26 protein-coding genes are annotated in these 24,675 nt (G+C 53.8%); 24 read left to right on the forward strand and 2 right to left on the reverse strand.

The window, feature by feature from the left end; translation table 11 throughout:
• Positions 1–13: 13 nt before the first annotated feature.
• From lgt to IEW52_RS03240, 5 genes are all read left to right on the forward strand, one after another.
• On the forward strand, positions 14–832 hold the full coding sequence (gene lgt / locus IEW52_RS03220; RefSeq protein ID WP_188628627.1) for a prolipoprotein diacylglyceryl transferase: 819 nt from the start codon (positions 14–16) through the stop codon (positions 830–832).
• The gene (thyA, locus tag IEW52_RS03225) at positions 829–1,623 is read left to right on the forward strand and encodes a thymidylate synthase (RefSeq protein WP_188628628.1); all 795 of its coding nucleotides are present in this window, start codon (positions 829–831) and stop codon (positions 1,621–1,623) included. The genes lgt and thyA overlap by 4 nt, the downstream gene beginning before the upstream one ends.
• A 189-nt stretch (positions 1,624–1,812) precedes the next feature.
• The gene (gene nhaA / locus IEW52_RS03230; RefSeq protein WP_188628629.1) at positions 1,813–2,994 is read left to right on the forward strand and encodes a Na+/H+ antiporter NhaA; all 1,182 of its coding nucleotides are present in this window, start codon (positions 1,813–1,815) and stop codon (positions 2,992–2,994) included.
• Positions 2,995–3,084: 90 nt separating this feature from the next.
• On the forward strand, positions 3,085–4,029 hold the full coding sequence (gene nhaR, locus IEW52_RS03235) for a transcriptional activator NhaR (protein WP_188628630.1): 945 nt from the start codon (positions 3,085–3,087) through the stop codon (positions 4,027–4,029).
• Between the two features lie 28 nt (positions 4,030–4,057).
• Positions 4,058–4,357, forward strand: coding sequence for an ArsR/SmtB family transcription factor (locus IEW52_RS03240; RefSeq protein WP_188628667.1), 300 nt, complete (start codon positions 4,058–4,060; stop codon positions 4,355–4,357).
• A gap of 149 nt (positions 4,358–4,506) precedes the next feature.
• Here IEW52_RS03240 and rpsT read toward each other — a convergent pair whose 3' ends face one another.
• Positions 4,507–4,767, reverse strand: coding sequence for a 30S ribosomal protein S20 (gene rpsT / locus IEW52_RS03245; protein WP_188628631.1), 261 nt, complete (start codon positions 4,765–4,767; stop codon positions 4,507–4,509).
• A gap of 196 nt (positions 4,768–4,963) precedes the next feature.
• Here rpsT and murJ point away from each other — a divergent pair, with 196 nt between their 5' ends.
• From murJ to ispH, 6 genes are all read left to right on the forward strand, one after another.
• Positions 4,964–6,520, forward strand: a complete 1,557-nt coding sequence (gene murJ, locus IEW52_RS03250; protein ID WP_188628632.1) for a murein biosynthesis integral membrane protein MurJ — start codon at positions 4,964–4,966, stop codon at positions 6,518–6,520.
• 69 nt (positions 6,521–6,589) lie between these two features.
• Positions 6,590–7,537, forward strand: coding sequence for a bifunctional riboflavin kinase/FAD synthetase (gene ribF / locus IEW52_RS03255; RefSeq protein ID WP_188628633.1), 948 nt, complete (start codon positions 6,590–6,592; stop codon positions 7,535–7,537).
• A gap of 5 nt (positions 7,538–7,542) precedes the next feature.
• Complete coding sequence (gene ileS / locus IEW52_RS03260) at positions 7,543–10,362, forward strand: isoleucine--tRNA ligase (RefSeq protein ID WP_188628634.1); 2,820 nt, start codon at positions 7,543–7,545, stop codon at positions 10,360–10,362.
• On the forward strand, positions 10,362–10,853 hold the full coding sequence (lspA, locus tag IEW52_RS03265; protein ID WP_188628635.1) for a signal peptidase II: 492 nt from the start codon (positions 10,362–10,364) through the stop codon (positions 10,851–10,853). Before ileS ends, lspA begins: the two co-directional genes overlap by 1 nt.
• Complete coding sequence (fkpB, locus tag IEW52_RS03270; protein ID WP_188628636.1) at positions 10,846–11,307, forward strand: FKBP-type peptidyl-prolyl cis-trans isomerase; 462 nt, start codon at positions 10,846–10,848, stop codon at positions 11,305–11,307. Before lspA ends, fkpB begins: the two co-directional genes overlap by 8 nt.
• Before the next feature lies 1 nt (position 11,308).
• On the forward strand, positions 11,309–12,253 hold the full coding sequence (ispH, locus tag IEW52_RS03275; protein ID WP_188628637.1) for a 4-hydroxy-3-methylbut-2-enyl diphosphate reductase: 945 nt from the start codon (positions 11,309–11,311) through the stop codon (positions 12,251–12,253).
• A 154-nt stretch (positions 12,254–12,407) separates the two neighbouring features.
• Here ispH and IEW52_RS03280 read toward each other — a convergent pair whose 3' ends face one another.
• Positions 12,408–12,803, reverse strand: coding sequence for a type IV pilin protein (locus IEW52_RS03280; RefSeq protein ID WP_188628638.1), 396 nt, complete (start codon positions 12,801–12,803; stop codon positions 12,408–12,410).
• Between the two features lie 89 nt (positions 12,804–12,892).
• On the opposite strand from IEW52_RS03280, the gene IEW52_RS03285 reads away from it, so the two are divergent.
• The 13 genes from IEW52_RS03285 to rplI all read left to right on the forward strand — a co-directional run bounded on the left by IEW52_RS03285 (position 12,893) and on the right by rplI (position 24,536).
• A complete protein-coding gene (locus tag IEW52_RS03285) occupies positions 12,893–13,396 on the forward strand; it encodes a GspH/FimT family protein (protein WP_188628639.1) in 504 nt (167 codons plus the stop codon).
• Positions 13,390–14,013 (forward strand): prepilin-type N-terminal cleavage/methylation domain-containing protein, encoded by a 624-nt coding sequence (locus IEW52_RS03290; RefSeq protein ID WP_188628640.1) that lies wholly within the window; start codon positions 13,390–13,392, stop codon positions 14,011–14,013. The genes IEW52_RS03285 and IEW52_RS03290 overlap by 7 nt, the downstream gene beginning before the upstream one ends.
• Positions 14,010–15,134, forward strand: a complete 1,125-nt coding sequence (locus IEW52_RS03295; protein WP_188628641.1) for a pilus assembly PilX N-terminal domain-containing protein — start codon at positions 14,010–14,012, stop codon at positions 15,132–15,134. The genes IEW52_RS03290 and IEW52_RS03295 overlap by 4 nt, the downstream gene beginning before the upstream one ends.
• Positions 15,135–15,294: 160 nt before the next feature.
• On the forward strand, positions 15,295–15,789 hold the full coding sequence (locus IEW52_RS03300) for a type IV pilus modification PilV family protein (RefSeq protein WP_188628642.1): 495 nt from the start codon (positions 15,295–15,297) through the stop codon (positions 15,787–15,789).
• A 99-nt stretch (positions 15,790–15,888) separates the two neighbouring features.
• Entirely contained in the window at positions 15,889–17,517 is a 1,629-nt protein-coding gene (locus tag IEW52_RS03305) for an NAD+ synthase (protein ID WP_188628643.1), read from the forward strand.
• 10 nt (positions 17,518–17,527) lie between these two features.
• A complete protein-coding gene (gene glnB / locus IEW52_RS03310) occupies positions 17,528–17,866 on the forward strand; it encodes a nitrogen regulatory protein P-II (RefSeq protein WP_188628644.1) in 339 nt (112 codons plus the stop codon).
• Between the two features lie 176 nt (positions 17,867–18,042).
• The gene (gene luxS / locus IEW52_RS03315; RefSeq protein WP_188628645.1) at positions 18,043–18,552 is read left to right on the forward strand and encodes an S-ribosylhomocysteine lyase; all 510 of its coding nucleotides are present in this window, start codon (positions 18,043–18,045) and stop codon (positions 18,550–18,552) included.
• A 132-nt stretch (positions 18,553–18,684) separates the two neighbouring features.
• Positions 18,685–21,027 (forward strand): ribonuclease R, encoded by a 2,343-nt coding sequence (gene rnr / locus IEW52_RS03320; RefSeq protein WP_188628646.1) that lies wholly within the window; start codon positions 18,685–18,687, stop codon positions 21,025–21,027.
• Between the two features lie 84 nt (positions 21,028–21,111).
• Positions 21,112–21,846, forward strand: a complete 735-nt coding sequence (rlmB, locus tag IEW52_RS03325) for a 23S rRNA (guanosine(2251)-2'-O)-methyltransferase RlmB (protein ID WP_188628647.1) — start codon at positions 21,112–21,114, stop codon at positions 21,844–21,846.
• A gap of 109 nt (positions 21,847–21,955) precedes the next feature.
• Entirely contained in the window at positions 21,956–22,819 is an 864-nt protein-coding gene (locus tag IEW52_RS03330) for a DMT family transporter (protein WP_188628648.1), read from the forward strand.
• A 596-nt stretch (positions 22,820–23,415) separates the two neighbouring features.
• Positions 23,416–23,793, forward strand: coding sequence for a 30S ribosomal protein S6 (rpsF, locus tag IEW52_RS03335; RefSeq protein ID WP_188628649.1), 378 nt, complete (start codon positions 23,416–23,418; stop codon positions 23,791–23,793).
• Positions 23,794–23,820: 27 nt separating this feature from the next.
• Complete coding sequence (rpsR, locus tag IEW52_RS03340) at positions 23,821–24,048, forward strand: 30S ribosomal protein S18 (RefSeq protein ID WP_188628650.1); 228 nt, start codon at positions 23,821–23,823, stop codon at positions 24,046–24,048.
• A gap of 38 nt (positions 24,049–24,086) precedes the next feature.
• Positions 24,087–24,536: a 50S ribosomal protein L9 gene (rplI, locus tag IEW52_RS03345; RefSeq protein ID WP_188628651.1), complete on the forward strand. Its 450-nt coding sequence runs from the start codon at positions 24,087–24,089 to the stop codon at positions 24,534–24,536.
• Positions 24,537–24,675: the final 139 nt, after the last annotated feature.

Here is a 24,675-nt window from a genome sequence, read left to right on the forward strand (position 1 = left end):
ATGAGGATAATACATGTCTGAGAGCCACTGGGTGTTCCCTGGTTTCGACCCCATCGCCATACAAATCGGGCCGCTTGCGGTGCACTGGTATGGTTTGATGTATTTGCTGGGCTTTATTTTTGCCTGGTTGATGGCGAATCGTCGCGCGGCGCAACCAGATTCCAACTGGACCCGGGATCAGGTGTCCGATGTGTTGTTCTACGGCTTTCTGGGCGTGATTGTCGGCGGCCGCCTTGGTTACGTATTCTTCTATCAATTTGATGCTTTTCTTGACGATCCTGTCTATCTCATCAAAATCTGGACCGGCGGCATGTCGTTTCATGGCGGCCTGATCGGGGTCATTACCGCATTGTGGTTGTATGCCCGCAAACAGGGTAAGACGTTTTTTGCGGTCTCCGATTTTATTGCCCCGCTGATCCCCTTTGGTCTGGGCGCCGGACGCATCGGCAACTTTATCAATGGTGAACTCTGGGGCCGGGTTACCGATGTGCCCTGGGGGATTATTTTTCCGGCGGCGGGCATGCTGCCGCGACATCCTTCCCAGCTGTATCAGTTTGCCCTGGAAGGGGTCGCCTTGTTGATCATTCTGAACCTGGCCTGGCGTGCCCGTCCACCGAGGGGCGTGGTATCCGGTTTATTCCTGCTGTGTTATGGCCTGTTTCGTTTCATGGTGGAATTTGTACGGGAGCCGGACGCGCAGCTCGGCCTCTATCTCGACCTGTTCAGCATGGGGCAGCTCTTGTCTATGCCGATGATGCTGGCAGGCGCATTGATGATCTGGGCCGCCTATGCTCGCCCTCAATTGTTTGGCAATGGAGAAAAAACAGCATGAAAGCCTATCTGGAACTGATGCAGCACATACTGGATAAAGGCGCAGTCAAAGAAGACAGAACCGGCACCGGTACCCTGTCGGTATTTGGCCATCAGATGCGCTTTGATCTGGCTGAAGGTTTTCCGCTGATCACCACGAAGAAGTGCCACTTGAAATCGATTATTCACGAGCTGTTGTGGTTTTTAAATGGCGATACCAATATCGGCTATTTAAAGCAGCACGGGGTGCGGATCTGGGACGAATGGGCCGACGATAACGGCGATCTGGGCCCGGTTTATGGTCATCAATGGCGTAGCTGGCAGGGCGCTGATGGCACCACTATCGACCAAATAAGCCAGGCGCTAGAGACCATTAAAACCAACCCCGATAGTCGCCGTATTATTGTATCGGCCTGGAACGTGGGTGAGCTCGAGCAGATGGCGCTGGCTCCTTGTCATGCACTGTTCCAGTTTTATGTGGTAAACGGCAAACTGTCTTGTCAGCTTTATCAGCGCAGCTGCGATGTTTTTCTGGGACTACCCTTCAATATTGCCAGCTATGCGCTACTGACTCACATGTTGGCCCAGCAGGCAGGGCTGGAAGTGGGTGATTTTGTATGGACCGGTGGTGACGTCCACCTGTACAGCAACCATCTTGAACAGGCACGGCTACAATTAGCACGTGAGCCCTTTGCTCTGCCACGACTGCATCTGGCACGTAAACCGGCCTCGCTATTTGATTATGCATTTGAGGATTTTGTACTGGAGAACTATCAGGCTCATCCTCATATTAAAGCCCCCGTAGCGATCTAGTTAGCATATAATTTGTTACGTAATTGATATTTTAGTGTTGTTTTTAACCCCGGTTTCGGAAGATTGCGCATAGTTTTATTTTAAGATTCGGTTTTATCGAGGTATTAGGCAGAAACAATCGACTACTCGGAGCCAGAACGGCTGATTACACTCGAGGGTCGATTGTTGATGAGAAGGAGTCTCTATCATATGACCTATGTACTAAAACGGTTTCTGGCAATGGAATCTGCCGGTGGCATTCTGCTGATAGTGGCCGCCATTATTGCCATGCTGATGGCCAATACCGGTTTGTCCGAGATTTATCAGAATGTGCTCAATACGCAAATTCAGCTACGTATCAGCAGCCTTGATTTAGACAAGACACTTGCGCACTGGGTCAATGATGGTCTGATGGCAGTATTCTTTTTGTTGATTGGCCTGGAGGTCAAGCGCGAGCTGGTCTCGGGTGCGCTCTCCAGTCGAGAAAAAGCCATGTTTCCCGCATTGGCAGCGGTGGGCGGCATGGTGTTTCCTGCCTTGTGGTTTCTGGTCTTCAACCAGGGGGAGGGGGTAAATCTGAATGGCTGGGCTATTCCTACCGCAACCGATATAGCCTTCGCCCTGGGAGTAATGGCCCTGCTGGGTAAAAGAGTTCCTCTTAGCCTCAAGGTGTTTCTGCTGGCATTGGCCATTATTGATGACCTGGGCGCCATCATCATCATCGCACTGTTTTACAATCACGGGCTGTCGATACCCGCCTTGTCGGTCGCGGCATTGGGCATTGGTGGCCTGTTCTGGCTCAACCGGGCACAGGTGCACACTCTGGTACCTTATCTGATTCTGGGCTGGATAGTCTGGGCTGCGGTCCTCAAATCGGGAGTGCATGCCACCTTGGCCGGGGTAATTCTTGGCTTCCTGATCCCCATGTATGGCCGCAAGTTTTCCCCATCCAGAGAGCTGGAGCATTTTCTTCACCCCTGGTGTGCCTTTTTTATTCTTCCCTTGTTTGCGTTTGTGAACGCCGGCGTGTCGCTACAGGGGCTCTCGCTTGCGGATTTGTCATCAGCCTTGCCGATGGGGATCATGGCAGGTTTGCTGCTGGGCAAGCCGATGGGCATTTTTCTGACCTGCTGGGTGGCGGTGAGACTGGGTGTTGCCCAGCTACCGGCAGGGGTGTGCATGCGTCAGATATTTGCCGTCTCCATGCTGTGCGGCATTGGCTTTACCATGTCCATTTTTATCTCTTCGCTGGCATTTGCCGGCCAGGAAGATCTCGCCAACCTGTCGCGACTGGGGATTTTGCTGGGTTCTACCCTGGCGGCCACCCTGGGTTATACCCTGCTGCACCGTGTCCTCCCTCGACACCAGGTCAAACCGGCGCTACAGCTGTAGTCGCATCGTTATCAGCTCTAATCCGGCGGCTGGGTATTCAAATCCAGCCGCTTTTATTATGATGGGGCCACACCGCTTCGGAGATGGCTTTTGTCACACCTAAATTACAATCATCTGTATTACTTTTGGATGACCCAGAAGAAGGGCTCGGTTACCAAGGCGGCCGAGGCACTGTTTTTGACGCCACAAACCGTCACCGGGCAAATTCGTCAGCTAGAACAACGCCTGGGGGGCAAGCTCTTCAAACGCAAGGGACGTCAGCTGGAGGCCAGTGAACTGGGCCGGCTGGTATTTAAATATGCCGATCGCATGTTCAGCCTGTCTTACGAAATGCTGGACATAGTGCATTATCGCAAGGAAGATCATTTAATCTTCGATGTGGGCGTGGCCGATGCCTTGTCCAAGCGCCTGGCCAGTCGAGTGTTGATGTCGGTGATCCCCAACGACGGCTCCATTCATTTACGCTGTTACGAGTCGACCCACGAAATGCTGCTTGAGCAGCTTAGCGAGCACAAGCTGGACATGATCCTTTCGGACTGCCCGGTTGACTCGGCCCAGCACGCAGGGCTGTTGTCGAAGAAACTGGGTGAGTGCGATATTGGTTTTTATTGCCGAGAGCCGCTGCCCACCAAGCCCTTTCCCGAGTGTCTGGAAGAACGTCGGTTGCTTATTCCTGGGCGACGTACTGCCATGGGACGCCAGTTACGACATTGGCTGGAAGTGCAGGGCTTAAAGCCGCAAATACTGGGCGAATTTGACGATGCGGCTCTGATGAAGGCATTTGGCTTTTTTAACCAGGGCATTTTTGTGGCGCCGGCGATTTATCGCGACGCCATTTTGCAATATCAGCCGGTAATTGAAATTGGTCGGGTAGAAGAGCTGAAAGAAGAGTATTACGTTATTTTTGCCGAACGAATGATCCAGCATCCGGCTGTTAAGCGGTTGTGTGAAAGTGACTTTACTTCATTATTTTCAGGATTGGACGATTTTTCCAGCGGCGTACCCCCCGTCACTTTCGACGGCGAATTTAGTTAATCATCTGAAAGTGGACATCATGATGGAATTGAACATGGAAGCAATGGAAGCCAGTGCGGCTCAGGCAGTGAAGCTGCTGAAGGCGCTGGCGAATGAACGCAGGTTATTTATTTTATGCCATTTGCTCGACAAGGAGTTGTCGGTCGGCGAGATGAACCAGCATCTGGGATTAAGCCAGTCTGCGCTTTCCCAGCATCTGGCACTGTTACGTAACGACGATTTGGTTCGCACACGCAAAGAAGCACAAACGGTATATTATTCGTTGAAAAGTGATGAAGTACGAGAAATGATAGCCTTGCTGCACAAGCTTTACTGCCAAGAGAAGTGAGACGAAAATAACGCGTTACGCTATAAGCCGTACGTTAAAGAAGAATACCGAGCCTTCGGTAAACTAATATAGGGCGTAAAGCGCTTTCTTTGGGCAATAAAAAACCGGCATAAAGCCGGTTTTTTTGACGCTTGAATCAAGGCTCTAACTTACAGAGCTTTAATCTTCGCGTTCAGGCGGCTCTTGTGACGAGCTGCTTTATTCTTGTGGATCAGACCTTTAGTGGCCATACGATCCAGCAGAGGCTGTGCAGCGTCAAACGCCTTTTGAGCGTTTGCTTTGTCGCCGCTAGCGATAGCTGCAAGTACTTTTTTCACGTAAGTGCGAACCATAGAACGACGGCTGGCATTGTGCTTACGGCGTTTCTCTGATTGAAGCGCGCGTTTCTTAGCAGACTTGATATTAGCCAAGGTAAAACTCCTAAAACTGTCTTAGCGAGTGTTAATAAAAGGCCGAGGAATATGCCTTTTTCACCGCAAATTGTCAATTGCTTTGTGCAAATAAACACCGCCCTGTGGTCAGATACAGGGCCGAGGGTTAAACTGTCGGCCGGATTCTACCAGCATTCCCCTACATTCAGCAATTTTCTTACGCGAGGTTTTCATTTTGAGCAAGGCACTTTTGCGATCAGGCCTGATTGTGTCCACCATGACACTGATATCCCGGGTGCTGGGCCTGGTACGAGATGTAGTGATCGCCAGCTTGTTAGGGGCCGGTGCATCGGCCGATGTATTCTTTTTTGCCAACCGGATCCCCAATTTTTTACGGCGGCTGTTTGCCGAAGGTGCCTTCAATCAGGCATTTGTGCCGGTGATGACCGAATACAAGCAGACCCGCAGTTTTAAAGACACCCAAGACTTGCTGGCGGCGGTATCCGGCACTCTGGGCATGATAGTGACTGTGGTCACCTTCGTCGGCATGGTCGGCTCTGGTGTGGTGACCGCGCTGTTCGGTATGGGCTGGTTTTTGGAGTGGATGAACGATGGCCCTGAAGCCTACAAGTTTGAACTGGCCTCTTTGTTGTTGAAAGTGACCTTTCCCTACCTGTGGTTTATCAGCTTTACCGCCATGTCCGGCGCTATTTTAAATACCTTTGGCAAGTTTGCGGTGTCGTCGTTTACGCCGGTATTTCTGAATCTGGCGCTGATTGGCGCCGCACTCTGGCTGTCGCCCAATATGGAACAGCCCGAGCTGGGCCTGGCGATGGGTGTTTTTCTGGGGGGCTTGCTGCAGTTCCTGTTTCAGTTTCCTTTCTTGTTACGGTTGCGGATGCTGGTTCGCCCTCGTTGGGCCTGGCATCATCCTGGCGTGGTAAAAATTCGCACCTTGATGATACCAGCTTTGTTTGGCGTGTCGGTCAGTCAGGTCAATCTGCTGTTCGACACCATGCTGGCCTCGTTTCTGGCCACGGGATCCATCAGTTATCTGTATTATTCCGATCGCCTGCTGGAGTTTCCGCTTGGGCTGTTCGGTATCGCCATTGCCACCGTGATCCTGCCAGCGCTGTCCAGCCGCCATGTCGACAAGTCGAAAGAGGGTTTTGCCGCCACCATGGACTGGGGGGTGCGTATGGTGCTGCTGATGGGCTTTCCGGCCATGTTGGGATTGATTGTGTTGAGTGAGCCCATGCTGCGGGTGCTGTTCATGCGGGGCGAGTTTGGTGCTATTGAAGTCACGGCGGCCAGCAAAAGCCTGATTGCCTACGGCGTGGGCTTGCAGGCCTTTATGCTGATCAAGGTATTGGCACCCGGGTATTATGCGCGCCAGGACACGAAAACGCCGGTACGTTTCGGCATTATTGCCATGGTGGCCAATATGGTATTCAACGCGGTGCTGATTTTTCCGCTCGGTTATGTGGGGCTGGCACTGGCGACGGCGATGTCGGGCATTCTGAATGCCGGCTTGCTGGGATGGGGCCTGAGCCGACGTGACATATATCATCCCAGCCGACAAACCTTGCTGTTTGCCGCCAAGGTAAGCGTAGCGGGAACCGGCATGGCGGCCCTGCTGTGGTGGTTATCGCCGCCTCTTTCGGTATGGGCCGAATGGGGGTTATTAACCAGTACTTTGCATTTACTGGGCTATATTGGGGCCGCTGCCCTGTGTTACGGTGCCTTGCTACTTGTCAGCGGTGTACGGTTGCGGCATTTTAAAACCGCTTAGCGGGGCTGATCCTGGCGGCCGGCTGAGGTATAATCCGCCGATTTGCAGCTAAGACCGGTATCGGAGTCTATGGAGCTAATTCGCGGCATTCACAACATCAAACCATGGCATCGCGGCTGTGTGCTGACCATTGGCAATTTTGATGGGGTGCACCTGGGGCACCAGGCCGTATTGCGTCGCCTGACGGAACAGGCCCGTCGACTCAAGGTTCCGGCCTGTGTCATGATCTTTGAACCCCAGCCCAGAGAGCTGTTTACCGGTGCCAATGCGCCGGCTCGCCTGACCCGGCTGCGTGAAAAATATCAGCAGCTGGCCCGGCTGGGCATCGACCGTTTGCTATGCGTGCGCTTCAACGCCGAGTTTGCTGCGCAAAGTCCCGATCATTTTATTCGCGGCCTGTTGGTGGATAAGTTGGGGGTGCGCTTTTTGGTGGTGGGTGATGATTTTCGCTTTGGCCAGAATCGGGGCGGTGACTTTGAATTACTGACCCGTGCCGGTCGCGCCTTCGATTTTGAGGTTGTGAGCACCCAGAGCTGGCGGATGAACAGTCAGCGGGTGAGCAGCACTCTGATCCGCGATGCCCTGGTCAACGATCGGCTGCTCGATGCGGCAGGCATGCTGGGGCGGCCATATAGCCTGTGTGGTCGGGTAGCTCACGGCGCCAAGCTGGGCCGTACCATTGGCTTTCCCACCGCCAATGTGGCGTTGAAACGTCAGGTCAGCCCGGTATCGGGTGTGTATGCGGTCGAGCTGTGGCTCGATGGAAAGCGTTATCCCGGGGTCGCCAACGTGGGCAATAAACCTACTGTTAATGGCACCCAGGCCTTGTTAGAAGTTCATCTGTTTGATTTTTCCGGTGATATATACGGCAAACAGGTGGAAGTAGAGCTCCGCCACAAGTTGCGGAGCGAACAAAAATTCGCTTCCTTTGCGCTGTTAAAGGAGCAAATTCAACGCGATGCCGCGAAAGCCCGCCACTGGTTTGGGTTGACGGTATCAGAACCGAACGGAATGTAGGATCCATGAGCGACTATAAAAACACCCTGAATTTGCCCGAAACGGAATTTCCCATGCGCGGTAATCTGGCTCAACGTGAGCCAGAGATGCTGAAACGCTGGATTGAACAGGATTTGTATGGCGCCGTACGTCAGGCCAAAGCGGGGAAAAAGCCGTTTATCCTGCACGATGGTCCTCCCTACGCCAATGGCAGCATTCACATTGGTCACTCGGTTAACAAAATCCTGAAAGACGTGATCGTCAAATCCAAGGGCCTGCTGGGTTACGACTCTCCCTACATTCCCGGCTGGGATTGCCACGGCCTGCCTATCGAGCTGAAAGTGGAAGCCAAAGTTGGCAAGCCCGGCGTCAAGGTGTCGGCGTCCGAATTCCGTGAGGCGTGCCGTGCCTATGCGCATACCCAAATCGAGGCACAAAAAACCGACTTCATTCGCTTGGGGGTGCTGGCCGATTGGGATAACCCGTATCTGACCATGGACTTCGGCACCGAAGCCAACATCATTCGCTCTTTGGGCAAAATTATCGACAACGGTCATTTGCACAAAGGTTCCAAGCCGGTGCACTGGTGTACCGATTGTGGCTCGGCGCTGGCCGAGGCGGAAGTGGAATACGAAGACAAACGCTCGCCCGCCATCGATGTGCGTTTCAAGGCGGTGGATGAAGCCGATGTGGCCGCCCAGTTTGACTGTGCAGCAGGTCATACCGGCCAGGGCCCGGTGTCTGTGGTTATTTGGACCACCACGCCCTGGACCTTGCCTGCCAACCGTGCCGTGGCGCTGCATAACGAGATGAGCTACGCACTGGTGCAGGTGGAAGGAGATCAGCCCGAGCGACTGATCCTGGCCGCCGACCTGGTTAAAGATGTGATGGACCGCGCCGGTATCAATCATTACCACAATCTGGGGTACTGCGACGGTGCCAAACTTGAGCTGAAACGCTTCCAGCATCCGTTTTATGACTTCGACGTACCCGTGATCCTGGGTGAGCACGTCACCACCGAATCCGGTACCGGCGCCGTGCATACCGCCCCTGGCCATGGTCAGGAAGATTTTGTGGTCGGTCAGCAATACGGCCTGGAAGTGGCCAATCCGGTAGGTGGCAACGGTGTGTATCTGCCCGACACCGAACTGTTTGCCGGCCAGCATGTATTCAAGGCCAACGACGCCGTGGTCGAGGTGCTGAAAGAGCGTGGCGCCCTGTTGCATCATCAGGCCATCATGCACTCTTACCCCCATTGCTGGCGCCACAAGACGCCCATCATCTTCCGTGCCACGCCGCAGTGGTTTATCAGCATGGATCAGGCCGGCTTACGCACTAAAGCACTGGCGGAAATCAAGAAGGTACAGTGGGTGCCCGAGTGGGGCCAGAACCGTATTGAAGCCATGGTGGAAAACCGCCCCGACTGGTGTATTTCACGCCAGCGTACCTGGGGTGTGCCCATAGCTCTGTTCGTACATAAAGAAACCCAGGCGCTGCATCCGCGTGCCACCGAGCTGATGGAAGAAGTGGCCAAGCGTGTAGAAAAAGCTGGTATTCAAGCCTGGTGGGATCTGGATCCTGCCGAACTGCTGGGAGCCGAAGCAGACAGCTACGAGAAAGTGCTGGATACCCTGGATGTATGGTTTGACTCGGGTTCTACGCATTCTTCCGTGGTGGACGCTCGCGCCGAATTTGCAGGCCACCCCGCCGATATGTATCTGGAAGGCTCGGATCAGCACCGTGGCTGGTTTATGTCATCCCTGATGATTGCTACCACCATGAAAGGTCATGCGCCTTACCGCCAGGTACTGACCCACGGCTTTACCGTGGACGGTGACGGTCGCAAGATGTCCAAGTCTGTCGGCAACGTGGTAAGCCCGCAGCAGGTGATGAACAAGCTGGGCGCGGACATTCTGCGCTTATGGGTGACCAGTACCGATTACTCGGGCGAGATGACGGTTTCCGACGAAATTCTCAAGCGCAGTGCCGATGCCTATCGCCGCATTCGTAACACCGCACGTTTCCTGCTGGCTAACCTGAACGGTTTTAATCCTGAAACCGACATGGTGGCTCCTGACGATATGGTATTGATTGACCGTTGGGCCGTGGGCCGCGCCCAGGCGATTCAGCAAGACATTACCACCGCCTTCGATGAATACAACTTCCACCTGGTAACCCAGAAGCTGATGCAGTTCTGCTCCATCGAAATGGGATCTTTCTATCTGGATGTGATCAAGGACCGCCAGTACACCGCGAAAGCCGATGGTCTGGCGCGCCGTTCTTGTCAGACCGCCCTGTATCACATAGTGGAAGCCCTGGTGCGCTGGATGGCGCCGATCATGAGCTTTACCGCCGATGAAATCTGGAATCTGCTGCCCGGCGAGCGTGCCCAGTTCGTGTTCACCGAAGAGTTTTACGACGGTCTGTATGGACTGGCGGCCGACGAAACCTTGAATGATGCCTACTGGGCCGAGCTGCTCACCGTTCGTCAAGCGGTGAACAAGGCACTGGAGTCGGCACGTAAAGACAAAGTGATTGGTGGCGCCCTGGAGTCTGACATCACCTTGTTTGTTGATGAGCACCTGGCCGCGATACTGGGCAAGCTGGGTAGTGAGCTGCGGTTTGTGTTGTTGACCTCAAGCGTGACGGTCAAACCGTTGCCCGAGGCGCAGGATGCAGTGGATACCGAACTTGCCGGCTTGAAAATTCATGTCGCCAAAAGCGAAGCCGAGAAATGCGGCCGCTGCTGGCACCATGTGGCCGATGTTAGCCCCGAGCACGATGGAATGTGTGGCCGCTGTGTGACCAACGTATCGGGAGACGGCGAAGTTCGCCGGTTTGCGTAATGGCGACCCTGCGAGACTCAGGCTTGCGCTGGTGGTGGTTGGCCCTGGTGGCCATCTTCCTCGATCAGTTGAGTAAGTGGCTGACCGTGACCTATCTCGACTTTGGTTATCCTGGGGTGGAGATCACCCCCTTCTTTAACCTGGTGCACGTTTATAATCCGGGGGCCGCCTTCAGTTTTCTGGCGGATCAAGGAGGCTGGCAGCGCTGGTTTTTTGCCGGTCTGGCCACGGCGGTGACCGTGCTGCTGAGCGTGTGGATGGCCAAGTTGCCCAAAGCGGCCCGTTGGCTGCCCGCCGCCTATGCGCTGGTGATTGGCGGTGCTATCGGCAATGTGATTGACCGCCTGCTGTTGGGGCATGTAGTCGATTTTCTGGATTTTTATGTCAACAACTGGCATTGGCCGGCATTTAACCTGGCTGATAGTTTTATTTTTATTGGCGCCGCCATGATTATCATCGACAGCGTCAAAAAGGACAAAGCCAATGACTAAGCAAATAGGTCCACAGAGCGAGGTGGTGTTTCACTTCACCATCAAGCTGGCAGACGGCTCGGTAGCCGACAGCACTCAATTACATGGTAAGCCGGCCAAGCTGAAAATGGGCGATGGCAGTCTGACGCCGAATTTTGAAGCCTGTCTATTGGGCTTGAACGAGGGCGACAGCCATCACTTCGAGCTGGGGCCTGATGATGCTTTTGGGCCGGTTAATCCCAATAATATCCATCATATGGAACGCAGCCGTTTTGCGGCCGACATGACGCTGGAAGAGGGTGCCATCGTCGCCTTTACTCAGCCTAATGGCACCGAAATACCCGGCATAGTACGTGATGTTGCCGGCGAGTCGGTGACCGTTGATTTCAACCATCCTCTGGCAGGCCAGCAGGTCACCTTCGAGGTGGAAATACTGGCCGTCGAGCAACTGGCTGTTGAAAACCAAGGAGCCTGATGTGGAAATTTTACTTGCCAACCCGCGTGGTTTTTGTGCCGGTGTCGACCGTGCCATCAGCATAGTGCAAAGTGCATTGGAAAAGTTTGAGGCGCCCATTTATGTGCGTCACGAAGTGGTGCATAACCGCTATGTGGTCAACAAGCTCAAGAACGCCGGGGCGGTCTTTGTAGAAGAACTGGATCAGGTGCCAGACGATAATATCGTGATTTTTTCGGCCCACGGTGTGTCCAAGGCGGTACGGGAAGAGGCCAAGCGCCGTGGCTTGAAGGTGTTTGATGCCACCTGCCCGCTGGTGACCAAGGTGCACATGGAAGTGCACAGAGCCAGCAAGAAAGGCATAGAAACCATTCTGATCGGCCATGCGGGTCACCCAGAAGTAGAAGGCACCATGGGCCAGTATGAAAGTGATACCGGTGGCATGTATCTGGTTGAAAACCCGGGTGATGTAGCCACATTGCAGGTCAAGCATCCCGATAATCTGACCTTTGTTACCCAAACCACCCTGAGCGTGGATGAAACCTCGGATGTGATTGATGCCCTGCGCGCGCGCTTTCCGACCATTGAAGGACCGCGCAAAGACGATATCTGCTATGCCACGCAAAACCGCCAGGATGCGGTGCGTGAACTGGCCGCCAAGGTGGATGTGATGCTGGTGGTGGGCTCGAAGAACTCTTCCAACTCCAACCGGTTGCGTGAATTGGCGGAAAAAATCGGTACTCAGGCCTATCTGATTGATTGCGTTGAAATGATTGACGCCAGCTGGATTGAAAGTACGGCGCGCATCGGTGTAACGGCTGGCGCATCGGCTCCGGAAATTCTGGTGCAGGAAGTGATCGATCACTTGAAGTCCTTGGGGGGCAATACCGTGACCGAACACCCCGGCAGAGAAGAAAACATAGTGTTTGAAGTGCCGGCCGAGCTGAAGGTAAAACAGGTGTCTTGAAAGACAGTAACCAGCTGTAAGCGATCAGCTTGCAGACAACATACTGACTCCAACAAAAGCCGACCCTCAGGGGGCGGCTTTTGTTGTTACTGGCCCGGGTTTTTATCTTTAATTGCCCCGTAGGGCTGGTGTCATTGCGCTGTGTATTCAGGTGTTATTGCCAGCATGCAGCGGGAGTTTTGGTGCTGTTGCGATTCAGCGTCAGGGTGTGGCATGCGGTGTTGCCAGCTTTGTCCTGCTGCTGTGCCGAGCCGTTTTTGGCGTTGGCTTCCAGAACATAATCGGTGTCGCTGGCGGCCTTGACCTTGAATTCATAATGGGGATGACTCGGTAAAAAGTGAGCGGCGTCATCATTGCTGGCATAGGCGGGATGAGAAATGCGCCATTCTTCCTGTTGCAGTTGCATGCTGTGTAGGCCCTGAATGGCTTCGATGCGTTTGCTTTTCAGCAGGTAACCAGCAAAGTTCGGATAGGCAATCGTGGCCAGTATTGCCACTATGGTGAGTGCTATCAGTAATTCTATCAGCGTAAAACCAAGCGACTTTGCCATTCACCTTACCTTGTTGAATTCTGGTCCTTAGACCAAGCTTAGTCGCAAGCGGCTACATTGCTGCATTCTCGCATAACGAGGAGGGGCAGGTGAGGGTGAGTCAGGTGGGGCTGACGCTTATCGAGTTACTGGTAGGGGTTGTGGTGGTGGCTGTATTGTTATCACTTGCCGTCCCTCGTTTTCATTCTTTGAGCCAGCAACAAAAGCTCCGCAGTGCCGGTATGGCACTGTATTCCGATCTGCAGCTGGCCCGCAGCGAAGCCATCAAACGCCATAAAGAAGTGACTGTGTGCTTCAACGGCTCGGGCACGCTCAATTGGAGCTATCACATCAAGGCGCTGGCTCAGCCGTCTGATTGTGATGGCAGTGCTCATCACGACATCAGCCTGGTTGAACATCACGCTTACCCGGGCATGATACTCACCGCTTCCTATCCCAGCCCCTATCTTATTTTCAAGCCCAGAAGAAGTCACTTGTTGTCGGGCAATATCACTCTCTCCCATGGTGAGCACAGCATCAAGGTCATCACCTGGAACAACAGCATTATTCGTACCTGCTCCGACAGTCAGCTCTCGGGCGTACCGCCGTGCTAAGCCGTAGTCGTGGTTTTTCGGTCATTGAATTGCTGATTGCCATGGTGGCGGGAGTACTGGTACTGGCCGGAGCCTTGTCTTTATTCAGCACGGTACTGGCCTCGGGGAATACCACCCTGATGTTGTCGCGGCTGAATCAGGAGGTGCAAGGCATTGGCGATATGATCAGTCGGGACCTTCAAAAAACCGGCTATCATCCCGATATTGCTGCTGGTTTGGCCGCGCATTATGCGTTCTCTGTAACAGACGATCTGTATACCGAACCGGGAGCCAGCGGGCAGCACTGCGTGCGTATCAAATACTGGGATGCGTCTTCGCCCTCGGACAAGCAAGCCAGGGTGCGCATTTACAGCCATAACCGCGGCACCCGGCAGCTCAAAGTACGCATTGCGCATAATGCAGCAGACGCCACGGCGTTAAGTGAGTTGTGTGGTAGCGGCAGCAAGCTGATTTCGAGTGAAGAAATCAGCGTCGACAGACTGTCGGTGGTGCCGGTTTCAGGTGCCGATTCCCCCAGTTTGCAGCTGACAATAACCGCCTCTCATACCCAGCGATCCGATCTGACCATGAGCCTGCAGCGGCATGTTTACCTCAGAAATCAGCGGGTAGTGCCATGAAGGATATGCAGGGGTTTACCACGCTGACCATTACCCTGATGCTGGTATCCATTTTGATGTCGGTCTCGATGTTGGTTGGCAAGGCGTTGCTTGCGGAGCGCCGGATAACGCTTAACGAACTCGAATATCGGCTATCTCATGCAGCGGCCGAGCAAGGGCTGGCCGAGGCGATGGCAATACTTAAACATGAACCCGTTATAACCGCCTGGTCGGGCGCTGTCTCCCATGCCATGGCCGAAGTAACCTATCGGGTAACCGTGGAGCCGGATACCAATCTGGCGGGGGTTATCCGGCTGGAATCTGTAGCCAGCCTGGCCAGTGGTGGTGAAAGTCGCGTCAGAGTCGCTATGGCCCGGCGAACAATACTGAATCCAGATAATTCCGCACCGGCGGCGCCTTTGGTGCTGGCCGGCCCGAATAATGTGATTAATGGCAGCATCACCTTGGTGACTCATCCTGATGGCGGTGGCTCGGGAGTGCCTGTCTCGTTGTGGTCCAGGGGCGCGCTTGGCGGAAGCGGTCAGTTGCAAAGCTGTTACTTGGCGGACTTTGAGCCAGCAGACAATAACTGCAATCCGCAGCTGAGCCATAAAAATAACGTCAGCCAGCAGATGAACAGCGATATGGTGACTGATGACGATAATTTCCCGTCTGATCTGTTGGGATACTTATTCGGGTATGGCCAACATCAGTGGTCCAGCATCGCCGCCATGGCGACTGACATCGTTGCTGGTTGTGATGAAGTAAATCGCGCCGGTTTTTTCATCGTCACCGGCAATGGTGACTGTGAACTGGATCAGGTGACCAGCTCGGCACTGGCGCCCGTGATTTTGCTGGCCAAGAATGTTTCTGTTCGCTCCCGCACAGATACCGATTTTTATGGCCTGCTGTTGCTGTTTGATAGCGCCACCAGTAATGCCAGCCCCATGTCGGCACAGCTGGCACCAGGCACTCGAATATTTGGTAGTGTGTTGAGCAACCTTGGCGGGAACAGTTTGCAGGGGGATTTCGCCATTATTTATCATCCGGAGGTGCTGTGCCTGCTCAGCAACTGTAATCAAAGCATTGCCAGCCCCTTTGTGAGCCTGAACATGCTCCCCGGCAGTTGGACCGACCATTAACGGGGATGGCTGCAAGGCATAGCAAAACCCAAGAGAGAAAGTGCATTTTTGCCATGGAACTCACTGAAACCACGGACGAAGAGCGTTGCAAGAGATAAAGGGTGTTTATTTGTAGTCGATCGCTTATGGCAGACAGCTTAAGGCTGACGGAGGGCACGGAATGAAGCGCGAGTATGGCTTTGGCTTGATTGAAGTGATGATTGCCTTCGTGATCGTGGCGGTGACCGCCGGCTCTCTGTTGCAGTTAAGTAAGCATTATTTGGAATACAGCCGAGACGGGCGCAGTCGAGAAGTGGCCTTGCGGCTGTTGGAATCCAAGCTGGATCAATTAAGACACCAGCAGGCGGTGTCCGGTTATCAGGCCGTCAGCTCAGGAAATGAAGCACTTACTGTGGCGACTATCAGCTTTGATCTGGAATGGGCTGTATATCCGCGAGATTGGGATAGCTCGCAGCATAGGTGGCTATCGACTGCCGCCAATGGCTCAAAGGGGGATAAAAAAGACATAGCAGTGACGGTCGCCTGGCAAACTGACCGAGGTCAGGCGCAAAGTATGACCTTGAATTCGGCTATTGCGCCCATACTGCCGATTTATGCTGGCCCGTTTGGCGAGCGCGCTCCCGACTTGGAAGCCGGTACCGGCGGGCCACAATAGAATATAGCCCGCTGCTCGACGCCGTAAATTCTGTTTGGCTGGCTGTTGCGGTTAACTTTTATTACTATGCGGGTATCACCGTTTTAAGCGAATTCATCCATGTCCTCACAACTGACTCTGGCGCTGGCCCAGTTAAACCTGACTGTAGGTGCCATCGAAGCCAATACTCAAACCATGTTGGCGGCCCTGGCCGATGCCGAAAACCAAGGCGCCGATCTGGTGTTGTTTCCCGAACTGGCCATTACCGGTTATCCGCCCGAAGACCTGCTGCTGCGTGACGACCTGTATTTACGCCAGGATGCCGCCCTGGAGCAACTGGCTGCCGCCAGCGCCACTACTGCCCTGATTGTGGGCCATCCCTGGCGCCAGGGAGGCCATTGTTATAATGCTGCGTCTTTTTATTATCAGGGCCAGCTTCTGGGGCGTTATTTCAAGCAGCAGTTGCCGAATTATGGAGTGTTTGACGAGCAGCGTTATTTCAGTGCCGGCGAACATGCTTGTGTGGTGGAATTTAAAGGTCACCAGTTGGGGTTGCTGATCTGTGAAGATGTGTGGCAGGCCGGACCGGCAGCCACCGCCAAGGCGGCGGGGGCCGAATTGCTGCTGAGCCTGAATGCCTCGCCTTATCATCAGGGCAAAGCCTGGATACGCAAAGATCTGCTGGCCAGTCGCAGTCGTGAAAATGCCTTGCCACTGGTATACCTGAATTTGGTCGGCGGACAGGACGAGTTGATCTTCGATGGCCGCTCCAAGGTGTTCAACGCCGCCGGTGAGCTGACTCAAAGTCTGGTGGCGTTCAAGCCCGAGCTGGCATTGGTGCAGTTTGCATTTAAATCACCGCTCGAAAGCCAGGTGCAGGCACCGCTTGAGCCTCTGGCCGAGGTGTATCAAGCTTTGGTGCTGGCTACCCGCGATTACGTGAACAAGAATGGCTTCGATGGTGCCGTGCTGGGGTTATCCGGAGGTATCGACTCGGCACTTACGCTGGCTATTGCCGTTGATGCTCTTGGCAAAGACAAGGTACAGGCGGTAATGATGCCGTTTCGTTATACGGCGTCCATCAGCGTGGCCGACGCAGAAGAAGAAGCCGGATTGCTGGGAATTGAATATGACTGTGTGTCTATCGAGCCGATGTTTGATGCCTTTATGCAGCAATTAACGCCCTTGTTTGCCGACCAGGAAAAAAGTGCCGGTGATACCACAGAAGAAAACCTGCAGGCGCGTGCCCGGGGCATGTTACTGATGGCGCTGTCTAACAAGCGTCGTCGTCTGGTGCTGACCACCGGCAATAAAAGCGAAGTGGCAGTGGGTTACTGTACCCTGTATGGCGACATGGTCGGCGGCTTTGCCCCTCTCAAGGATGTCCCTAAAACCCTGGTGTTTGCATTGTCACGTTATCGCAATACCCTGGGCTATGTGATCCCGCAACGGGTGATTGATCGCCCACCGTCAGCCGAGCTGGCGCCGGATCAGCTCGACCAGGACAATCTGCCGCCGTATGATGTGCTGGATGCCATTCTTGAAGCCTATGTGGAACAAGACCAGTCGCTCAGCGATATTCTGGCGGCCGGCTTTGCTGAAGCCGATGTTCGGCGCGTCATCAAACTGGTTGATATCAACGAATATAAACGCCGGCAAAGTGCCGTTGGGCCACGCATTACGCCGCGTAATTTTGGCAAAGACCGCCGTTATCCTGTTACCTCGGGTTTTGGCAAAATAAATTGGTAAGGAGCCACCGATGAAGAAAATTGAAGCCATTATCAAGCCCTTTAAACTGGACGATGTACGTGAGGCGCTAGCCGAGCGTGGCATTACCGGCATGACGGTATCGGAAGTCAAAGGGTTTGGCCGCCAAAAAGGCCATACCGAGCTCTATCGGGGAGCCGAGTATATGGTGGACTTTCTACCCAAGGTGAAATTGGAGCTGGTGGTGCAGGATGATCTGGTTGAAGCCTGTATTGAAGCCATTGAAACCACGGCGCGAACCGGCAAGATTGGCGATGGCAAGATTTTTGTGCTGGATGTGGGGCAGGTGATCCGTATTCGTACCGGCGAGCAGAACGAAGACGCTGTTTAATCATTATCGTCATGATGCTCAAAAAAGAAAACCGGGGATTTGAATGTCCCCGTGGTGATAATTCGGCGTTCGAGAGTGCGCTTATCACCCTTGGGCCCGCTTTATTGTTGAATTACCTTGGCCATTACCCTTTTCTTTGTCACAATCTCCGTGATATCTAAATAGAGGAATAACCTATGCCATTGCTGGACAGTTTTACCGTTGATCATACCCGTATGGAAGCGCCTGCGGTGCGCGTTGCCAAAACCATGGCCACGCCTCACGATGACACTATCACGGTATTCGATTTACGTTTCTGTCTGCCGAACCAGGAAATCTTGTCTGAAAAGGGTATCCATACACTGGAGCACCTGTTCGCAGGTTTCATGCGTGATCATCTGAATACGGATGGCATTGAGATTATTGATCTGTCGCCCATGGGCTGTCGTACCGGTTTTTACATGAGTCTGATCGGTTCGCCCGGCGAACAGCAAGTGGCGAATGCCTGGCTGGCCGCCATGCAAGATGTGCTCAAGGTTGAAAGCCAGTCGCAAATTCCCGAACTAAACGAGTATCAGTGCGGCACCTATGTGATGCATTCGTTAGACGAAGCCAAGGCCATAGCAGGCAATATCATTGAACGCGGCATAGGCGTAAACAGTAATCAGGTGCTGGCGCTGCCAGAAGAAATGCTGAAATCCCTGTAATGCAAGGCAGCTTCTCGTAGTGACTCAAGCGCCCGGTTTAAGCAAGCACTGGCTTAACCGGGCGCTTTGTCACTTGTTATTCTTATCCTTTAGATATACTTCCCTTATTCCAGTGCTCAAATGGACTACTTTATGTCAGAACAACAAGATCCCTTCCTCAAGCGGGAAGCCGAAAAATACGAAAACCCCATTCCCAGTCGTGAATATATTATTGAGTTGGTTAAAGCCAAGCAGGGGCCCATCTCGCGTGACGAAATTTTTGCCGAACTGAATCTGGAAGGTGAAGAGCAGGCCGAAGCCCTGCGTCGTCGTCTGCGCGCCATGGAAAGAGATGGCCAGCTGGTTTTTACCCGCAACAAATGCTACGCGCTACCAGAAAAGCTTAACCTGATTAAAGGTCGCGTCATTGGCCACAGAGAAGGGTTTGGCTTTTTGCGTCCCGAAGATGGTGGCGACGATCTGTTCTTGTCGCAACGTGAAATGGATGCCCTGATGCACGGAGATCAGGCGCTGGTGCAGCCATTGCGTTTCGACTCCAAAGGACGACGCGAGGCGAGGGTAGTGCGCCTGCTGGAGTCTCGCGACCTGGAAGTGGTTGGCCGTTACTTCGTGGAAAACGGTGTGAGCTACGTGGTGCCTGATGACAGCCGTATCGCCCAGGATATTCTGATCCCCCAGGGCGAAACCCAGGGTGCCCGCATGGGCCAGGTGGTGGTGATTCACATCAGCCAGCGCCCGACCAAACGCATGACCGGTGTTGGCAAGGTGGTTGAAGTGCTGGGTGAAACCATGGACCCGGGCATGGAAATCGATATTGCCCTGCGTACTCACGGTATCCCTCATGTGTGGCCGCAAGAAGTGAAGCAGGAAATTGCCAAGCTGACCGAGCAAGTGCCGGAAGAAGCCAAAGAAGGCCGCCGCGATCTGCGTGATCTGCCGTTGGTAACCATAGATGGCGAAGATGCCCGCGACTTTGATGATGCGGTACATTGTCAGCCCAATGCGGCTGGTGGCTGGCGCCTGTGGGTCGCTATTGCCGATGTGTCTTACTATGTGCGCCCCGGTACGGCCCTGGATAACGAAGCCTATTTACGTGGCAACTCGGTTTACTTCCCCGAGCAAGTGATTCCCATGCTGCCGGAAGTGCTGTCTAACGGCCTGTGTTCGCTGAACCCGCAGGTTGATCGGCTGTGCATGGTGGCTGAGATGACTATTTCTGCCAGCGGCAAGCTGTCTGACTTTAAATTCTACGAAGCCGTGATGAACTCTCATGCCCGCCTGACCTATAACAAGGTAGCGGCCATGATAGAGGGTGATGAGGTGCTGCGTGAGCGTTACGCGCCACTGGTCCCGCACCTTGAGGCGCTGAACGACATGTATCATGCGATGAAATCGGCTCGCCATAAGCGTGGTGCGGTAGAATTTGAAAGCGAAGAAACCCGCTTTATATTCAACCCGCAGCGCAAGATTGAGAGCATAGTGCCGGTAGTGCGTAACGATGCCCACAAGATCATCGAAGAGTGCATGATCGCGGCCAACGTGGCGGCGGCGAGCTTTATTGAAAAGCAGGACGCTCATACCTTGTTCCGCGTTCACGACAAGCCGGGCGAAGAAAAGCTGACCGGCTTTCGCAGCTTTCTGGCCGAGTTGGGCCTGGAGCTGAAAGGGGGCCTGGAGCCCGAGCCGGCAGATTACGCCTTGCTGGCCGAGCAAATCAAAGACAGACCCGATGCGGGTCTGATTCAGACCATGCTGCTGCGCTCGATGAAACAGGCCGTGTATCAGGCCGAGAACATGGGCCACTTTGGTCTGGCACTGAAGTCATATGCGCACTTCACCTCACCGATACGTCGCTACCCCGACTTGATTTTACACCGGGCCATCAAGGCGCAGGTGAGCAAGATTCAGGGCGAAGGCACCAGCAAGACCGGTGGTGTGCCTTATCAGTATGACGAAGTAGCGCCCATGGGAGATCATTGTTCACAAACGGAGCGCCGCGCCGACGACGCCACCCGTGATGTGGCAGACTGGCTCAAGTGCGAATATATGCTGGACCATGTCGGTAGCGAGTTTACCGGCACCATCGCCAACGTGACCGGCTTTGGTTTCTTTGTCCGCCTGGATGACATTCACATCGATGGTCTGGTGCATATTTCCAGCCTGCAAAATGATTATTATCAGTTTGACCCGGCGCGCCAGACCCTGATTGGCGAGAACTTCCGTCGCCGCTATCGTTTAGGCGATAAAATCAAGGTGAAGGTAATGGCGGTTAATCTGGACGACAGCAAGATTGACTTTGAAACCGTGGAAGAGCCGTTGCCTGCCGGTGCTAAAAGCGCCAAGGGAGCCAGAGGCAAGAACACGAGATCGCGTCAGCGTGCCAAGCCTAAAAGAAGCAACAAGCCCAAAGGTGAGGCCAAAGCGACGGACAATAAAGGCGACGGCAAGCCCAAAGGCGCTAAAAAACGCCATTAATTGCTAGTCACTGATAGGGGGTAGCGGATAGAGATGTATCTCTAGCCTCTATCCCCGTTTTTATTTTTAATTCGAGTAACATTTATGAGCAATGAATTGATTTTTGGTATCCACGCCCTCGATGCACTGCTGGAAACCCATCCCGAACAGATACTGGAAGTATGGCTATTGAAAGGCCGTGACGATGAGCGTTTAAACGGGCTTCAGGCGCGCTTGCTGGCCGTGGGCGTGAAAGCCCAGCTAGCCAGTCGCTCGGCGCTGGACAACAAGGCCAAAGGTGGCCAGCATCAGGGCGTGGTGGCCAAGGTCAAGGCGCAGCCTGTGCTTAACGAGGCGGATTTGGACCAGCTGCTGTCAGCGCAAGCCACTCCCTTGTTGCTGGTACTCGACGGCGTTACCGACCCGCATAACCTGGGTGCTTGTTTACGTACTGCCGATGCAGCCGGCGTACATGGTGTTATCGTCCCCAAAGACAACTCGGCAAGCCTGGGCCCGGTGGTGCGCAAGGTGGCCTGTGGTGCCGCCGAAGTGGTGCCCTTGTTTCAGGTGACCAACCTGTCCCGCACTTTACGTTCGTTGCAAGACAAGGGCGTATGGGTGGTGGGCACCGCTGGCGAAGCGGATCACAGCCTGTATCAAGCCAAACTCAGTGGTGCCCTGGCACTGGTGATGGGCTCAGAAGATAAAGGCATGCGGCGTTTAACCCGAGAACATTGCGATGAGTTGGTCAGCATCCCCATGGGTGGCTCGGTCTCCAGCCTGAATGTGTCGGTCGCCACCGGGGTGTGTCTGTTTGAAATGGTCCGTCAGCGTAGTTAAGTAAAGGTGGGGTGCCTGGTGTGAGAGGGAGCGGTGAGAAGCACTGAGCTTCAGACTTCAGTGTGTCACGTCTCATATTTTTCCTCTCACTCCTCTATAAGGAATAAACATGCAACAATTGATGGCTCGCATGGCGGCGGATAGGCAAATGCTGGCCATTTTATTGCTGGTGCTGGGCAACCTGATGATCTCCTTCGGCGACGTGTTGGTCAAGTTGCTGGGCCAGACCGAGGCGACGCCCTATCAGTATGTGGCGCTGCGTTTTCTGATGACGTCGGCTTTGTTGCTGCCCTTCTGGTGGCGACTACCGCGAGAGAAGAAGGGCTGGGGACAATGGAAGATCCATTTGCTGCGCGGACACCTGCTGCTGATGGGCTCGGCTTGTGTGTTCATCAGTCTTATTTATCTGCCACTGGCCACGGCCAACGCGGTATTTTATGCATCGCCCCTGATGACACTGCCGCTGGCGGCGCTGATCAGCAAAGAGCGGGTGCGGCTGGCCGCCTATGGAGTTAGCCTGCTCGGCTTCGTCGGCATCTTGGTGGTGCTTAACCCGGCCGAGTGGCACTGGGCCGGCTGGGTGGCGCTGTTAACCGCGTTTTCCATGGCGGCCAGCAATGTGCTGGTACGCCGGCTGCCGCAAGGGCGCTCTGTGCTGGCAACGCTGTTTCTGACCCAGGCGCTGGCCATTCCGGTAAGTTTTGCCCTGGCCTTGCCCGGTTGGCAGCCGGTGACGGGGGAGGTATGGCTGTTGCTGATTGGCGCCAGCCTGGTGGGCATTATCTATCAGGGCATCTGCATTCTGGCCTACGCTATGGCTGATGCCAGCAAGATAGCCGCCAGCGAATATTCCGGCCTGATCTTCGTTACCCTGATGGGGATGGTATTGTTTGCGGAGTTTCCGGCGCTTAACGTCTACCTTGGCGCCGCCGTGGTGATCATCGCCATCGGGCTACAAAGAAAATTGCGTTAAAAAAGCGATCAGCCTGTCTCTTAGTCACAAGTCTGTGAGCTGTTGCATAAGTGCAAAGAGACAGTAGGATTGCCTCCACCAACGCGCTAAACCGCATCCCTGCGACGCTCGGCAAATGCCGTCCGACCGCCAGGGATGGTGGGAGTGTCAGCATTGCAGGAGCCTTTGCTGACCTTGGCATTTGGCGGTTGGCTATGACAATTCCTACTGCCTCTTCAGATGACACGGAGTAGTACGCTCTGCCTGATTACACCATTAAGTACATTAAAAAGATGTGACTAAGAGACAGGCTATCAGCTGTCAGATAAGTACCAAGACTCAGCCGATACCCGCTAAGGCGGTGGACTGCATTGTTGGTTTTTATTCGGGTTTTAGCTGAAGGCTGACAGCTGAGGCTTTATTAGGTTTGGCTCTTGTCCTGTCTTTATCTGAAAGCTTACAGCTGATCGCTTATAGCTGTCTTTTTAAGCTTTCTTTTAAAATATTTATAGCCTATAATCCGCCACCTTAAAATCAGTCGTTTTTACCTATAAGTTCCTTGCCTCCGATGGTGTGACTGAGCCCACGAAGAGGCTATAACCCGTAAGGAGCAATCCATGCGTCATTACGAAATCGTATTTATGGTTCACCCTGATCAGAGTGAACAGGTTCCTGGCATGATTGAGCGCTACACTGGCGCCATCACTACTTCTGGTGGTCAAGTTCACCGCCTGGAAGACTGGGGCCGTCGTCAACTGGCTTACCCGATCAATAAACTGCACAAAGCTCACTATGTTCTGATGAACGTAGAAGCTGACCAGGCTGTGATCGACGAGCTGGAAACTAACTTCCGCTTCAACGATGCGGTGCTGCGTAACATGATTATGCGCACCAAGCAGGCCGTCACCGAGCCTTCAGAAATGGCCAAGGCCAAAGACGAACGCCCAACACGTCGTGACGACGCCGCTCCTCGTGCAGAAGCTTCTGCCGAGTAATCCACGTTTTAGCTGAGGAATAGAATCATGGCACGTTTTTTCCGTCGTCGTAAGTTCTGCCGTTTCACCGCTGACGGTGTAACCGAGATCGATTACAAAGACATCGCAACCCTGAAGAACTACGTCACCGAGTCCGGTAAGATTGTACCGAGCCGCATCACTGGTACCCGCGCCAAGTTCCAGCGTCAGCTGGCTCGTGCGATCAAACGCGCTCGTTACCTGGCCCTGCTGCCTTACACCGATCTGCACAAGTAAGCAGCGGCCTAACTCGCTAATATTATAGAGGAAAGGTAATGCAAGTTATTCTGCTTGATAAAATCGCCAAGTTAGGCGGCCTGGGCGACCAGGTAACCGTTAAATCCGGTTATGCTCGTAACTACCTGCTGCCACAAGGCAAAGCAGTAGTAGCTACCAAAGACAACGTAGCGACGTTTGAAACTCGCCGCGCTGAACTGGAAGCCAAACTGGGTGAACAACTGGCTGCTGCACAAGCCCGTGCCGACCAGCTGTCTGGTCTGGAAAACGTGGTAATTGCATCCAAGTCTGGTGACGAAGGCAAACTGTTCGGCTCCATCGGTGCCCGTGACATTGCTGACGCCATCACCGCTGCCGGTGTTGAAGTTGCCAAGAGCGAAATTCGTCTGACCGACGGCGTACTGCGCAACGTAGGTGAGTACGAAGTGGGTGTGCACTTGCATGCCGACGTGAATACCAATGTAACCATTCAGGTGGTTGCAGCCTAAGTTAGGCCGCTCGTTAAAAAAACCCGCGCTTGTCGCTAACACCATTCAGTTAAGCGTGTTTAGACTGAATGGTGTACCGAGTTTTTGATATCCGAACGGTCCTACTCTTGGGCCGTTTTCTTTTTTCAGGCAGAATATA

This window comes from Oceanisphaera marina (assembly GCF_014643915.1).
In the GTDB taxonomy this organism is placed as follows: domain Bacteria; phylum Pseudomonadota; class Gammaproteobacteria; order Enterobacterales; family Aeromonadaceae; genus Oceanimonas; species Oceanimonas marina.